General features: G+C 54.4%; 13 protein-coding genes. 3 read left to right on the top strand and 10 right to left on the bottom strand.

Annotation, left to right across the window (positions count from 1 at the left end; translation table 11 throughout):
* Positions 1-325: 325 nt before the first annotated feature.
* The 7 genes from nrdF to nrdH all read right to left on the bottom strand — a co-directional run bounded on the left by nrdF (position 326) and on the right by nrdH (position 5756).
* A complete protein-coding gene (gene nrdF, locus E9531_RS03350; RefSeq protein WP_211343358.1) occupies positions 326-1315 on the bottom strand; it encodes a class 1b ribonucleoside-diphosphate reductase subunit beta in 990 nt (329 codons plus the stop codon).
* 90 nt (positions 1316-1405) lie between these two features.
* Positions 1406-1693, bottom strand: coding sequence for a GNAT family N-acetyltransferase (locus tag E9531_RS03345; protein WP_136572337.1), 288 nt, complete (start codon positions 1691-1693; stop codon positions 1406-1408).
* Positions 1694-1716: 23 nt separating this feature from the next.
* On the bottom strand, positions 1717-2094 hold the full coding sequence (locus E9531_RS03340) for a 5-carboxymethyl-2-hydroxymuconate Delta-isomerase (RefSeq protein ID WP_136572336.1): 378 nt from the start codon (positions 2092-2094) through the stop codon (positions 1717-1719).
* A 12-nt stretch (positions 2095-2106) separates the two neighbouring features.
* Complete coding sequence (locus E9531_RS03335) at positions 2107-2694, bottom strand: hypothetical protein (RefSeq protein WP_136572335.1); 588 nt, start codon at positions 2692-2694, stop codon at positions 2107-2109.
* Between the two features lie 12 nt (positions 2695-2706).
* Positions 2707-4905 carry a class 1b ribonucleoside-diphosphate reductase subunit alpha gene (nrdE, locus tag E9531_RS03330; protein WP_136572334.1) on the bottom strand — a complete coding sequence of 733 codons (2199 nt, stop codon included), beginning with the start codon at positions 4903-4905 and terminating at the stop codon, positions 2707-2709.
* 104 nt (positions 4906-5009) lie between these two features.
* Complete coding sequence (nrdI, locus tag E9531_RS03325; RefSeq protein ID WP_136572333.1) at positions 5010-5435, bottom strand: class Ib ribonucleoside-diphosphate reductase assembly flavoprotein NrdI; 426 nt, start codon at positions 5433-5435, stop codon at positions 5010-5012.
* Positions 5436-5525: 90 nt separating this feature from the next.
* Positions 5526-5756, bottom strand: coding sequence for a glutaredoxin-like protein NrdH (gene nrdH / locus E9531_RS03320; RefSeq protein ID WP_136572332.1), 231 nt, complete (start codon positions 5754-5756; stop codon positions 5526-5528).
* 550 nt (positions 5757-6306) lie between these two features.
* Between nrdH and E9531_RS03315 the strand changes: the two genes are divergently transcribed.
* Positions 6307-7416, top strand: coding sequence for a homocysteine S-methyltransferase family protein (locus E9531_RS03315; RefSeq protein WP_136572331.1), 1110 nt, complete (start codon positions 6307-6309; stop codon positions 7414-7416).
* A 99-nt stretch (positions 7417-7515) separates the two neighbouring features.
* On the opposite strand, the gene E9531_RS03310 is transcribed toward E9531_RS03315, so the two are convergent.
* From E9531_RS03310 to E9531_RS03300, 3 genes are read right to left on the bottom strand one after another with little or no spacing between them, the layout of a single operon-like run.
* The gene (locus tag E9531_RS03310; protein ID WP_136572330.1) at positions 7516-8442 is read right to left on the bottom strand and encodes a hypothetical protein; all 927 of its coding nucleotides are present in this window, start codon (positions 8440-8442) and stop codon (positions 7516-7518) included.
* Positions 8443-8445: 3 nt separating this feature from the next.
* Positions 8446-9354, bottom strand: coding sequence for a biotin--[acetyl-CoA-carboxylase] ligase (locus E9531_RS03305; protein ID WP_136572329.1), 909 nt, complete (start codon positions 9352-9354; stop codon positions 8446-8448).
* Between the two features lie 13 nt (positions 9355-9367).
* Positions 9368-10072: an SET domain-containing protein gene (locus tag E9531_RS03300; protein WP_136572328.1), complete on the bottom strand. Its 705-nt coding sequence runs from the start codon at positions 10070-10072 to the stop codon at positions 9368-9370.
* Between the two features lie 169 nt (positions 10073-10241).
* Here E9531_RS03300 and E9531_RS03295 point away from each other — a divergent pair, with 169 nt between their 5' ends.
* Positions 10242-13181 (top strand): DNA topoisomerase III, encoded by a 2940-nt coding sequence (locus E9531_RS03295; protein WP_136572327.1) that lies wholly within the window; start codon positions 10242-10244, stop codon positions 13179-13181.
* Between the two features lie 89 nt (positions 13182-13270).
* Positions 13271-13759, top strand: coding sequence for an FKBP-type peptidyl-prolyl cis-trans isomerase (locus tag E9531_RS03290; RefSeq protein ID WP_136572326.1), 489 nt, complete (start codon positions 13271-13273; stop codon positions 13757-13759).
* Positions 13760-13932: the final 173 nt, after the last annotated feature.

The raw sequence follows: 13932 nt of genomic DNA, 5'->3' as shown, positions 1-13932 counted from the left end.
CATTGCCACGGTTTGGTGCAGTAGGCACTGCTTTGGGGTGCCCTTGCTTTGTGCATGCACAACGGCAGCGCAAATTGCTGGTACAGGTTACTGTTTCGTGCAAACCAAAACACCTTGCAAAGCACATACCTTGCAAGGTGTTGGAGAGAGGTCGCAGGCTTAGAGCGGCTAACACAACCCAGCAAACCAAAGGTTTGCGGTTGAGACTAGGCGCAAAACCGCAGGCAGTACGAGTAGTACGACAAGGTTTTGCTTTCGACGTACAAGGGTTGTGTTACCCGCTCTTAATGCCTAGGCTTGGCAGCTAGCCGCCAAGAGCCAGCCTTTAAAATTCCCAGTCTTCATCCGCAGTGGCTTCTGCTTTACCCATCACATAGCTGGAGCCTGACCCCGAGAAAAAGTCGTGGTTCTCATCAGAGCCAGGGTTGAGCGAAGCCATGATGGCAGGATTCACATCCGTCATGCTGCTAGGGAATAGCGCTTCAAAACCAAGGTTCATCAACGCTTTGTTGGCGTTGTAGTGCAGGAACTTCTTCACGTCCTCAGTCCACCCCACGCCGTCATACAGGTCTTCGGTGTACTTGATTTCGTTATCGTACAAATCATGCATCAGCTCATAGGCGTAATTCTTCACCTCGTCGCGGCGCGCCTGCGTAGCCAGTTGGTAGCCTTGCTGGAACTTGTAGCCAATGTAGTAACCATGCACCGCTTCATCGCGGATGATCAGGCGAATCAAATCGGCGGTATTGGTCAGCTTGGCGCGGCTGCTCCAATACATGGGCAGGTAAAAGCCAGAATAGAACAGGAACGACTCCAAAAACACGCTGGCAACTTTGCGCATCAGCGGGTCATCACCACGGTAGTGGCCGATGACGATTTTGGCCTTTTTCTGCAGATACTCGTTCTCCAAGCTCCAGCGGAAGGCGTCGTCCACATCCTTCATCTGGCACAGGGTGGAGAAGATGGAGCTGTAGCTCTTGGCGTGCACTGCCTCCATAAAGGAGATGTTGGTGTACACCGCCTCTTCATGCGGTGAGACGGCATCGGGAATCAGGCTCAACGCCCCCACCGTATTTTGCACGGTGTCCAGCAAAGTCAGCCCCGTGAACACACGGATAGTGAGCTGCTGCTCTTGCGGCGTCAACGTCGCCCAAGACGGAATGTCGTTGGAGAGTGGCACCTTTTCAGGCAGCCAGAAATTGGAGGTTAGGCGGTTCCAGACTTCCAAATCCTTCTCATCCTGAATCCGGTTCCAGTTGATGGCCTGCACCAGATTGGGCAACAACGAGGGTTCATTCAAAGAAGGGATGGACATGGGGACACCTAATATTCAAAAATAAAGGACAAAAGCCCTTGTCAACACACACGTCAACAACGGGCTCGCTTCAAACAAAAAAACGCACGCTCAATCAATACTGCACAACAAGCTTTGCCACTGTGGCTTGCGACGGATATACGCCTCCACATACGAGCACGAGGGCACCACGCACTGACCATTGGCCTGAATGTCTTCCAACGCCGTTTGCACCAGTTGCGCAGCCAAACCTTGGCCATTGAATTCGGGTTTGACCACCGTATGCGGCAACTCCACCTGCTTGCCGCGCACGCGGTAATCGGCAAAACCCGCTTCGGTACCGTCGTCTAAATAGATTTCATAACGGCCTGCGGCCGTATTGTTGCGAACAGTAGGCATACCAATCCTTATCAATAACGACTTTAAGCGGCCGCTTGCGGTGTGTTTTTAACGCGGGCATATGTGGCCAGCGTCATCTCTTTCACTTCTGCGCCCAATTGCACCTGCAAAGGCAAGGCATCCCAATCCATCGCTTGCTGCAATGCAGCCAAGCCCGCATCCGCAATCTGCCTGCGGACTTCAATGCTGCGACCATCCAACACGGCAATCTGCAAATGCACAAACGCTTGGTTGGGCAGGTCATCACCGACGGCAAAGACCTCTAAAGCGCGTGCACGACTTTTAATGTCTTGGGGCAGTTTGAACTGACCAGTCGCAAACAACGCCGCATTGACTGCGGTGAGCAGTTTGGCAGGTTGAATCGGGAGATTCGCGGTGTATTCGAGGGTGACTTGGGGCATGGGCAAAAAAAATCAAGGATCAATGTAATAAAAAAATTTAGCCTTCAGTCGGCAATCAACGACCGTATTTTTTAACACGTCCTGATCGATTTTTGTCGTTACCTGCAGTCTGTATTTCAAATCCGGTTCTAGTTCAAACATGTCTTGATTTAAAGACTTGTACAGCGGCCTAGGCTCAGCCTTCACAGAACCGTCATTGACAACAAAAACATTTTCGCGAGGAGGCATCGCATACTGTGATGCTGGCCAATAGATATATCCGTTCGCACGACTCACAGAAGGAATCCTTCCAACAACCGTCACTGAGTAATCAATCCGCACTTTCCGTAGCAGTTCATTGCACTCTTGCGACTGCCCATCAAAGGCAAGCCAATACTTCCCGAGTGGAAAGCCTTCAATTGTGAAAGCCGCAGCACCTCGATCAAAGTCAATAGCACCTATCTCAAATTTTCTGTATGTCCCCAGAGTGGTTGTGCTGACATGTTTCCACTGGCCAAGCCCCAAATGATCTTTGGGACCTTGCATGGCTTTGAAATACGATGCGCAGCCTGAGACAAATAAGCTCAAGCAGGCTATTTGAACGTATCTACCAATAGCCATCTTGCACACTCATCACAACGTGCAAGAAACGCAGCCCTCAACCTCAGTGCCTTCCAACGCCATTTGGCGCAGGCGGATGTAGTAAATGGTTTTGATGCCTTTGCGCCAAGCGTAGATTTGTGCTTTGTTCACATCGCGGGTGGTGGCGGTGTCGCGGAAGAACAGTGTCAGCGACAGGCCTTGGTCCACGTGTTTGGTGGCGGCGGCGTAGGTATCGATGATTTTCTCTGGGCCGATTTCATAGGCATCTTGGTAGTAATCCAAGTTGTCTGCCGCCAGATATGGCGCAGGGTAGTACACGCGGCCGACTTTGCCTTCTTTACGAATTTCGATCTTCGCCACAATCGGGTGAATGCTCGACGTGGAGTTGTTGATGTACGAGATCGAGCCAGTCGGCGGAATGGCCTGCAGGTTCTGGTTGTAGATGCCGTGTTCTTGTACCGAGGCTTTGAGGGCTTTCCAATCGTCTTGCGTGGGAATGGCGATGCCGGACTTCAAGAACAGCTCGCGCACTTTCTGTGTTTTGGGCTCGTACTTCTGGAAGATGTACTTGTCAAAGTATTCGCCGCTGGCGTATTTGGAATCGGCAAAGCCTTTGAAGGTCTTGCCGGTTTCGATGGCGATTTTGTTCGACGCTTTGATGGCGTGGTAAGTGATTGTGTAGAAGTACAGGTCGGTGAAGTCGATTCCTTCTTCACTGCCGTAGTAAATCTTCTCACGCGCCAGATAGCCGTGCAGGTTCATTTGCCCCAAACCGATGGCGTGGGAATCGTCATTGCCTTTCTCGATAGAAGGCACCGAGCTGATATGGCTTTGGTCAGACACGGACGACAGCGCGCGAATCGCCACTTCGACGGACTTGGCAAAGTCGGGCGAATCCATGGTTTTGGCGATATTGAGCGAACCGAGGTTGCAAGAAATATCCTTGCCGATGGTTTCGTAACCCAAATCGTCGTCGTACACAGATGGTTCATTGACCTGCAAAATCTCAGAGCAGAGGTTGCTCATATTGATGCGGCCTTTGATCGGGTTGGCGCGGTTGACCGTATCTTCAAACATGATGTACGGGTAACCGGATTCAAACTGGATTTCCGCCAGAGTTTGGAAGAACTCGCGGGCGTTGATTTTCTTTTTGCGGATGTTGGGGTTGTCCACCATCTCGCGGTATTTCTCGCTGACCGAAATATCGGACATGGGCACGCCGTACACGCGCTGCACGTCATAAGGCGAGAACAAGTACATGTCCTCGTTGTTTTTGGCGAGTTCAAACGTGATATCTGGAATCACCACGCCCAGCGACAAGGTTTTGATGCGGATTTTCTCGTCCGCGTTCTCACGCTTGGTGTCGAGGAATTTCAGAATATCGGGGTGGTGCGCGCTCATATACACCGCACCTGCGCCTTGGCGTGCGCCGAGCTGGTTGGCGTAAGAGAACGCATCTTCCAGCAGCTTCATGATCGGAATCACGCCGGAGGATTGGTTCTCGATGTGCTTGATCGGCGCACCAGCTTCACGCACATTGGTCAGGCAAAACGCCACGCCACCACCACGCTTGGAGAGTTGCAGTGCTGAATTGATGGAGCGGCCAATCGACTCCATATTGTCTTCAATGCGCAGCAAAAAGCACGAAACCAGCTCACCGCGTTGTTTCTTACCGCAGTTGAGGAAGGTGGGCGTGGCGGGCTGGAAGCGACCAGAGATGATCTCCAGCATCAGCTCCATCGCCGTTTGCTCATTGCCTTGCGCCAGTGCCAGTGCGACCATGCACACGCGGTCTTCATAACGCTCAAGATAGCGCTTGCCATCAAAGGTTTTCAGCGTGTAGCTGGTGTAGTACTTGAACGCGCCCAAGAAGGTCGGGAAGCGGAATTTCTGCGCCCAAGCGGCATCCCACAGCTTCTGAATAAAAGCAAAGTTGTATTGCGCAAGCACTTCGCCTTCGTAATAGCCTTTTTCGACGAGGTAATCGAGTTTTTCCTTCAAATTATGGAAAAACACGGTATTTTGGTTCACGTGCTGCAAGAAGTATTGGCGCGCTGCCAGACGGTCCTTGTCGAGCTGAATTTCACCGTTGGGCCCAAACAGGTTGAGCATGGCATTGAGAGCGTGGTAGTCCAGCTCCATTTCCTCTTTGGTGGCAGGCGATTTACCCACCACTTGAGCAACGGGTTCTTCATTCGGACGAAGGGCGTGTACGGTGGCAGAAGACATGTCGCGTCCAATCTTAAAAAACAATAAAAATTCTCAAAAAACAAGAAAATCAGAGCATTTTCTCTAATGCGGAAAAAAATTCACCGAAGGCTGCGTACCTGAGATCAGGAAGCAGCGCAGGCATCTGCGCAGTCGTGCGGGGCAAAAAACGCCAACACCCCTTGACGCACTTTGGCTACATCATCTGGTGTGCCCAGCAATTCAAACTTGTACATCAAGGGCACCTGGCACTTTTGCGCAATGATCGTGCCAGCAATACAGTAGGCGGTACCAAAGTTGGTATTGCCTGCGGCAATGACGCCACGAATCAGGCCACGGTTGTGCTCTTGGTTGAGAAACTGAATAACCGGCTTGGGGACTGCACCTTGAATGCTGCCACCGCCATACGATGGCACCACCAAAATATAGGGCGCATCGACCAGCCACTGGGCAGCCTCATCGGGCTTCAAAGGGATGCGCTTGGCTGGTACATCTAACTTCTGTACGAACCGATGGGTATTCTCAGACACACTGGAAAAGTACACCAACATGGTTTTCGCCTTTTATGTGCAGCAAACACTCTGCAAACCACAAAAAAATTCAGCTTCTTTCGTTATTTCCCCAATTACGGAGAAAAGCCATCAGACAGCGGCCGTCAAGCTGCCGATTTTGTCTGGGCGAAAACCGCTCCAATGCTCGTTACCAGCCATAACGACGGGAGCTTGGGAATAACCCAATGCCTTGACCTTCTCCATTGCAGCCGTATCTTGGCTCAAGTCAACCACTTCATAAGCGATACCCTGTCTATCCAGCGCACGATACGTGGCCGTGCATTGAACGCATGAAGGGGTGCTGTAAACCGTGACCTGCATGAGAAAAGGCTCCTTTGAATGCAATGTAAACAAGGCTTCGCAACCACGGAGGGCCGCGAAAAAGCGCACCAAAAACAGTCTGTGCGCAACGGGATCAATGGTACCACGCCACGCACACAAAACACTACCGGTAGTGTCTGAAAATAACAAAAACACTAAATATAGTGATTTCAAATAATTATTAATTTCCAGGCATGGTAAGGCTTTGCGCAAAGGCTTCGCGCTTTCAGCTTAGTACTGGCGCCAGCCTTCAATGACAAACTCAATGATGGCAAGGTTTACAAGCTAATATGACGACGAAAAAAGCCCCGTCCAACCAAATTCTGTAAGAATTTTTGACATTTCGGCGTGCGCGCTCCGGCCTCAAAAGGGGCGCGAGTATACGCTTGTTCAACAGCCTTAAAAACAAGCGTGATTTTTGCCACTCCCCATGCCCATGCTATCCCCCATTGATCCTGCACCCTACGCCGTCTTGTGCCTTCAATAGCAGTGCAAATGGCCGCCTCCCCACCCCTGCGAAGACAAGCATGCGCGCCTACAATACTGGCCTATGCCATCACTCGCCTACACCCGCGGCCAAGCGCTGCCCTCAATCTTGCAACAGCGCATTGCCATCTTGGATGGAGCCATGGGAACCATGATCCAGCGCTTCAAGCTGGGCGAAGCCCAGTACCGCGGCGAAGGCTACAACGGCCCCCACGCAGCAGGAAGCCGTTTTACCGATTTCCCCCGTGACGTCAAAGGCAATAACGAGCTACTCTCGCTCACCCGCCCGGATGTCATCAGTAGCATCCATGAAGGCTACCTGGCTGCTGGTGCAGATTTGATCGAAACCAACACATTTGGCGCCACCACCGTGGCGCAAGAAGACTACGGCATGGCCGATTTAGCGCGCGAGATGAACCTGCGCTCAGCGCAGTTGGCCCGTGCCGCATGCGACAAATTCAGCACACCAGACAAGCCCCGATTTGCAGCAGGCGCCCTCGGCCCTACCCCAAAAACTGCCAGTATCAGCCCAGACGTGAACGACCCGGGCGCGCGCAATGTCGACTTTGAAACCCTGCGCCAAGCCTATCTGGAACAAACCCTGGCACTGATTGAGGGTGGGTGCGACGTGATTCTGGTCGAAACCATCTTCGACACGCTCAATGCCAAGGCTGCATTGTTTGCGGTAGAACAGGCGTTTGAACAAACAGGCGAGCGCTTGCCCATCATCATCAGTGGCACGGTAACCGATGCGTCTGGCCGCATTCTGTCTGGACAGACGGTGTCGGCCTTCTGGTACAGCGTGCGCCATGTGCAGCCACTGGCCATCGGTCTCAATTGCGCCTTGGGCGCTGCATTGATGCGCCCCTACATCCAGGAATTGGCCAACGTCGCCAAGGATACCTATATCAGTTGCTATCCCAATGCAGGCTTGCCCAACCCGATGAGCGACACAGGCTTTGATGAAACCCCTGAGGTCACCAGCCGTTTGGTGCATGAATTCGCCGCTGAGGGCTTGGTCAACATTGTCGGGGGCTGCTGTGGCACCACGCCTGACCACATAGGCGCCATTGCCAAAGCTGTGTCTACAGAAAAGCGCCGCAAGCTCACACCTGCAGTTGAAACAGCGGGCGGTGCAGATCGGTTTGCAGCCTATAAAGAGACCTCTACTTGAATAACCAACCGTTCGCAAGCAAGCAAGTAAGCAAGTAAAAAAATAAGTGCTATTAAAACAATTTAATAGCACTTAAATAGCATTTCGAAACCATTGAGCTCAACAGGCCTGCAAATTGCGTGCACCAAAATAACGACTCAAGTCGCGGCGTACGACCTCTTTGATGGTCGCGTAATCAGGAAATTCAATGGTATAGACCGTGCTAGGTGCACGCTCGACTTCGACACTGGTACCACGAATACCTTTGCGCTCGATGTCCCGTTTGTGCTGTTGTGCCGCAGCCTCGGAAGAAAAGCGCCCCAAAGAAAAACCAATGCCAACAGGGCTTGAGCGCAAGCGCTCATGCGAAACCCCTTTGCTCTGCAACTCCCCTTTGCGAGCACTGAGCACTAATTCATCACTCGCGCCGCCCCAGAACACCATCCACCGCCCACTGACGGGGCTATCTTCGATACGCCACTGGTTGCGTGCAATGCCTTGCAAGCTTGCACGAATGGGCTCCATTTGTTCAGGCGAAAAGGGGCCAATCGCCATGCATTGCTTTGGCGCTTCAGCAACCGCGACTGGAGACGATCGCTCGGGTTCGGGCTGCGGTTGCGGGCTCTCCTGAGGCTTTTGCTCTTGGGCTACAGACACTTGCTCCTCTGGCCGCACCACCACATCGGCAGACTGCTCTGGCGCAGCCGCTTCAGCCGTTACGGAGCCCGCATCCGCCTGTGGCGCAGCAGTTAGGGATACAGCAACATTCGGCGGAGCAGGCTCTGCAATGGCGGGCGCCGTCGATTGGGCTGCCGATTGCACAGTTGGTTGATTGACCGCTTGCGTAGGCAGCTGCCACTCAATAGCGTCAGGGTTCAAGGGCGTATGGGTCTCTGCGCTGGAATCTGAGATGGGGGCAGATGCCCCTTCCAAAGTCGGAGATGCACCCCACCCCACCATCTGCCCCAATGACGCTAAATGCCCTTGCGCCCACGCAAAATACAGGCCATTGGCCAGTAACAACACCACAACCACCATGCGCAACATTGCCTACACTCCCCTGTAACCGCCCACGGCTGGACGAACACTGACTTCCCCACTGGTCACCGATACGACCTGTCCATCGATTGCCACCAACAACTCGCCTTGCACATCCACCCCCAAACCATCGCCTACACGACCATCGCTTAAAGCCACTGGCCTGCCTGCCAGCAAATCCCAGGCAGCGAAAGCCTGCTGGTAGGCTGCAAAGCCCTCGTGCTCAAATTGCCGCACTGCACTGAGCACAGAGGGCACCAACAACGCCAAGAGGGTCTGTTCTTCGACAGGTGCCCCAGCCCACTCCTGAACGTTGGCTGGCGGCACCGATGTACCTTCAAGTGCCTGGGGGCGTAAGTTGACCCCCATGCCAATCACCGCATAGCGGCTGGATGAAGTTGCCGCTGAACTGAACGAACCTGCCCCAGTGCTTGCAGCAGGTAGCGTTCTGCCTGCCGTTTCAATCAAAATGCCAGCCATCTTGCGACCTTGCCCATCTGGCGCCATGAGCCACACATCATTGGGCCACTTCAAGCCCAAGCGCTCTGCAGGGGATGGCGCAGCAGCCCCCGTTTGGCGTGCCCATTGCGTCAAGGCAGACACGACCGCCAAGCCCACCACCAAAGACAACCCCGACCAGTCACGCGGGTTCAAGGGCACCCCAATGCTCAGTGCCAAAGCCTGCTCTGCATGCATGTGCCAAGGCTTGCCCATGCGGCCACGTCCGGCGGTTTGCTCCTGCGCCATCAGCACGCAAGCCTGCATATCGCCCTGCGAAGCGCGGCGCATTAATTCGGTATTGGTGGAATCGATACTGGGCACCCACTCCACACGGATACCCGACCATTCTGATTGCGCTGCTTGTTCAAGCACGGCTATACCCAAGGGTCTTTGAGAGGGAGGCACGTTGATGTGATGCATGTGCACGCTCCCGTTATAACGCCTTGGGCTGGCGTAAGCGCTTGCGGGCTACTGAAGGCGTTGCCTTCTCGGTTTTTTGCGTTGGCTTGCTTTTTGAAGGCCGCGACTGCTTTGTTTTAGCGGCTTTTTGCGCTTTCTGCACCTCTTTCTCAACCGCCTTTACTGGTGGTTTCACCGTTTTACTCACGGCTTTTTTACGCGGAGCTTGGCGCCGCGTTTTGAGCATGGTGCCACGGCAATGGGCGCTGCCGCAGCGGCACGCATAGTCTTGCTTTAATTCTGCGGTCAGCGGCTCGTCAATTTCCAACGCATAGTCGTAGAAAAATTCTTCGCCCACAGCGATAGGCACAATCGCCGTAATAAACACATGACCGTCATCGTCTTCTTGGGTCTCGCAGTTGGGCTCGCAAGAATGGTTGATCCAGCGGGCCGAGTTCCGCCCCTTTCCACCGCCATCAATCACCTCTCCGCTTTCCGTCTGAAAAAAGAAAGTGTGAAACGGGTCACCCTCTTTTTCTTCATGGCGGCGCTCCATCTCTTCCCAACTGATATGTTCGCCTTTGTACTCGATCACAAAATCGCCTGGCTCAAAGGCCTGCAAGGCGTACACCCCTTTGCCATGCACGCCTGAGCGACGCACTTGCGTGCGGGCACCACGCGGCGTTTTGACCAAGGAAGGCTGCGCCTTCTTCAGGGTGCTTTGTGCAGTTTTTGCCATGACAATTGAAAACTCTGTTAATTTATAAAAAAGAACCTAGACGGTCGCTCGCATGCATCATGCAGCAACCATTGTAGGATGCCACACCGCCTGCTGATGCAACGCCTCTGGCTTTTGCACGGCAGTGCCTCATTCCAAACTACCTGGCCCCTCTGCCCTAACGATTCTCATGTCCAAAGCCTTGGTCATCGCTGAAAAGCCGTCTGTTGCACAAGATATTGTGCGTGCCCTCACCCCTGTTTCCGGTGCTTTCGCCAAGCACGATGAGCATTTTGAAAACGACTCTTATATAGTGACCAGTGCTGTGGGGCACTTGGTAGAGATTCAAGCTCCAGAGGAGTTTGACGTCAAACGCGGCAAATGGAGTTTTGCCAATTTGCCGGTCATTCCTCCGCACTTTGACCTCAAGCCAGTAGAGAAAACCAAATCGCGCCTGAACGCCGTCACCAAATTGGCCAAGCGCGCCGACGTGACCGAACTGATCAACGCCTGCGACGCGGGCCGCGAAGGGGAGCTGATTTTTCGCCTGATCGAGCAATACGCCGGCCCCACCAAAGGTGGCCAACGCCAACCGCTGGGCAAACCGGTCAAACGCCTGTGGCTGCAGTCGATGACGCCGCAAGCGATTCGCGACGGCTTTAACAACCTGCGCAGCAACCAGCAAATGCAGGGCTTAGCCGACGCCGCGCGCAGCCGCTCCGAAGCCGACTGGCTGGTGGGCATCAACGGCACGCGGGCGATGACGGCGTTCAACTCGCGCGACGGCGGCTTTTTCCTCACCACCGTGGGCCGCGTGCAAACGCCAACCTTATCCTTGGTGGTCGAGCGCGAAGAACAAATCCGCAAATTCATCAGCCGCGATTACTGGGAAATCCACGGCGACTTTGCCGTGCAGGCTGGCCACTACCTGGGCAAATGGTTTGACCCAGCGTTTAAGAAAAGCGAGGACGAGCACGCTAGGGCCGACCGCTTGTGGGATGCCGCGCAAGCCGAAGCTATTGCCAAAGCCGTGCGCCAACAACCGGCGACTGTCGAAGAGCAAAGCAAGCCCACCACGCAGGCCAGCCCGCTGCTCTTTGACTTGACCAGCTTGCAGCGCGAGGCCAACAGCAAGTTTGGCTTCTCGGCCAAAACCACCTTGTCGCTAGCGCAGGCCTTGTACGAGCGCCACAAGGCGCTGACCTACCCGCGTACCGACTCGCGCTACCTGCCACAAGACTACGTGAGCGTGGCGCAGGAAACCTTTGCCGCCCTGTCGCAAAGCCGCCTCTCGCACCTGGCGCCACATGCTGCACATGCGCTGAAAAACGGCTTGATCAAACCCAGCCGCCGCATTTTTGATGACAGCAAGGTCAGCGACCACTTTGCGATCATCCCGACCACCCAACCACCGTCTGGTCTCTCTGAGGCCGAGCAAAAAATCTACGACCTGGTCACACGCCGCTTCATGGCCGTGTTCTACCCCAGCGCCGAGTACATGGTCACGACCCGCATCAGCAAGGTCGCCACACCTGCGCTGCCAACAGCCGTTCAGCACTTCAAATCCGAAGGCAAGGTGCTGGTCAAACCAGGCTGGCTGGCCATTTACGGCAAGGAAGCCGAAGGCGAATTGAGCGATGGCAAGAGCAAGGACGAGGGCAAATCCCTGGTGCCGGTGCAACCTAACGAGCCGGTTTTGACTGAGCAGGCCGAGGTCAACGCCCTCAAAACCAAGCCCCCAGCGCGCTACAGCGAAGCGACCTTGCTGTCGGCAATGGAGAGCGCAGGCAAGCACATTGAAGACGAAGAATTGCGCGCAGCGATGCAGGAAAAGGGTTTGGGCACACCAGCGACCCGCGCCGCCATCATCGAAGGCTTGCTGACCGAGAAGTACATGCTGCGCGAAGGCCGTGAGCTGATTGCCACGGCCAAAGCCTTCCAGCTGATGACCTTGTTGCGCGGCCTGGAAGTGCCAGAACTCTCGCAAGCAGCGTTAACCGGCGACTGGGAATACAAGCTCAGCCAGATTGAAAAAGGCGAGCTCAGCCGAGCCACCTTCATGGCCGACATTGCCGCAATGACCGAGCGCATCGTCAAAAAAGCCAAGGAATACGATCGCGACACCATCCCCGGTGATTACGCGACCCTCTCTGCGCCCTGCCCGCACTGCGGCGGAATCGTTAAGGAAAACTACCGCCGCTTTGCCTGTACTGGCCAAGACGGCCACAGCGAAGGCTGCGGTTTCTCGTTCACCAAATCACCAGCTGGGCGCACCTTTGAAGTGGCCGAGGCCGAGCAACTGGTGCGCGAAGGAAAAATTGGCCCGCTGGAGGGATTTCGCTCCAAAGCGGGTTGGCCATTCACTGCGGAACTGGCTATCGTGCCTGATACCGAACGCAATAACTTGAAGCTGGAATTCGACTTTGGCGATGACAAAGCCGTAGAAGAAGGCGATCTGGCCGACTTCAGCGGACAAACGCCACTGGGCAAATCACCAGCCGACGAAGGCCAAGTCTACGAATGGGGCAATAGTTACGTCAGCGAACTGGCGGTGCCTACGCTGCAGAACCCCAAACCCAGCAGCCAGTTCAAGGTGGGCAAAATCATTTTGCAGCAGCCTATTGAGCCCGAACAAATCCGCAAGTTACTGGCCGATGGCCAAACCGATGTGCTGGACAAATTTGTATCCAATCGCACACGCCGCACGTTCAAAGCCCGTTTGACCTGGGATGCGGCAGCGGGCAAAGTGGGCTTTGCGTTTGAGCCGCGTGAAGGCGGCAAGCCCAGCCGTTTTGCAGCCAAAACAGGGGCAGCCGCCAGCAAAGCTGCGACCAAAAAGACAGCCGCAAAAAAAACCACCGCCAAGAAAACGACCACACGCAAGCCTGCAGCAGGCAAGCAACCCAGTGCCGCACTGGCAGCCGTCATTGGCCAAGAGCCGGTAGCCCGCACAGAAGCCATGAAGAAATTGTGGGACTACATCAAAGCCCACAATCTGCAAGATCCCAAAGACAAGCGCACCATCGTGCCTGACGATAAACTGCGCGCCGTTCTGGGGCAAGACCGTGTGGGCATGTTCGAATTGGCTGGCCTGCTGGGCGGCCATTTAGGTGAAGCAGCCCAAAGCTAAGCAGCACTACACCCCCCACACATCCCGGCGCTGTGATGGATATCATCCGCGCCGGTTTGCCTTTTTTACCCTGACACTTGTGAGTTTTTATGTCTTCCAATCAAACAGTTCAAGCCAATTCCGTTGTCACCATCCGCTACCGCTTAGACGATGCCAAGGGCACACCGCTGCAAAGCAAGGCTGAAGAGGTCGCCTACCTGCATGGCGGCTACGACAATCTACTACCCAAAATTGAAGCGGCCCTTGAAGGTCAACCCATCGGTTACAGCACAACCGTTGACCTGCCGGCACAAGATGGCTTTGGTGAACGTGATGAAAGCTTGGTGCGCACCATCAACAAGTCCGAGCTTCCAGCAGGCACCAAAGTGGGTGGCCAACTGCAATCGACCGATGCACAAGGGCAGGAACGTGTTTTCCGCGTCCTCAAGATCAAAGGCACTGAAGTGCAGCTGGATGGCAACCACCCGTTGGCGGGCCAACATGTGCGCTTTGTGGTGCGCGTGCTGGGTCTTCGCCCCGCGACACCAGAAGAAATCCAACACGGTCATGCCCATGGCGAGCATGGACACCATCACTGAAATCTGCCACCGCCCAAGTTCCACTGAAGTGGATTGAGGGCCTGCAACCATCTCAAGCACTGTTTTGCGTGGCATAGAGTACACAGCAGGGCGCAACAGTGCTGCTTAGATCGGAAACACGTTCTTAAATTGGCGAAATCAGCAAAAAAACTCAAACGTCAAAAATATCTAAC

Origin of the sequence: Lampropedia puyangensis, from assembly GCF_004833285.1 — a bacterium.
GTDB classification, from domain to species: Bacteria; Pseudomonadota; Gammaproteobacteria; order Burkholderiales; family Burkholderiaceae_C; genus Lampropedia; species Lampropedia puyangensis.
This window is presented reverse-complemented; position numbering and strand designations above follow the sequence as displayed.

What these genes read in the sequence shown, in the direction of transcription:
- nrdF (WP_211343358.1), bottom strand. Translation starts at nt 1,315, where the DNA reads ATGTCCATCCCTTCTTTGAATGAACCCTCGTTGTTGCCCAATCTGGTG.
- E9531_RS03345 (WP_136572337.1), bottom strand. Translation starts at nt 1,693, where the DNA reads ATGCCTACTGTTCGCAACAATACGGCCGCAGGCCGTTATGAAATCTAT.
- E9531_RS03340 (WP_136572336.1), bottom strand. Translation starts at nt 2,094, where the DNA reads ATGCCCCAAGTCACCCTCGAATACACCGCGAATCTCCCGATTCAACCT.
- E9531_RS03335 (WP_136572335.1), bottom strand. Translation starts at nt 2,694, where the DNA reads ATGGCTATTGGTAGATACGTTCAAATAGCCTGCTTGAGCTTATTTGTC.
- nrdE (WP_136572334.1), bottom strand. Translation starts at nt 4,905, where the DNA reads ATGTCTTCTGCCACCGTACACGCCCTTCGTCCGAATGAAGAACCCGTT.
- nrdI (WP_136572333.1), bottom strand. Translation starts at nt 5,435, where the DNA reads ATGTTGGTGTACTTTTCCAGTGTGTCTGAGAATACCCATCGGTTCGTA.
- nrdH (WP_136572332.1), bottom strand. Translation starts at nt 5,756, where the DNA reads ATGCAGGTCACGGTTTACAGCACCCCTTCATGCGTTCAATGCACGGCC.
- E9531_RS03315 (WP_136572331.1), top strand. Translation starts at nt 6,307, where the DNA reads ATGCCATCACTCGCCTACACCCGCGGCCAAGCGCTGCCCTCAATCTTG.
- E9531_RS03310 (WP_136572330.1), bottom strand. Translation starts at nt 8,442, where the DNA reads ATGTTGCGCATGGTGGTTGTGGTGTTGTTACTGGCCAATGGCCTGTAT.
- E9531_RS03305 (WP_136572329.1), bottom strand. Translation starts at nt 9,354, where the DNA reads ATGCATCACATCAACGTGCCTCCCTCTCAAAGACCCTTGGGTATAGCC.
- E9531_RS03300 (WP_136572328.1), bottom strand. Translation starts at nt 10,072, where the DNA reads ATGGCAAAAACTGCACAAAGCACCCTGAAGAAGGCGCAGCCTTCCTTG.
- E9531_RS03295 (WP_136572327.1), top strand. Translation starts at nt 10,242, where the DNA reads ATGTCCAAAGCCTTGGTCATCGCTGAAAAGCCGTCTGTTGCACAAGAT.
- E9531_RS03290 (WP_136572326.1), top strand. Translation starts at nt 13,271, where the DNA reads ATGTCTTCCAATCAAACAGTTCAAGCCAATTCCGTTGTCACCATCCGC.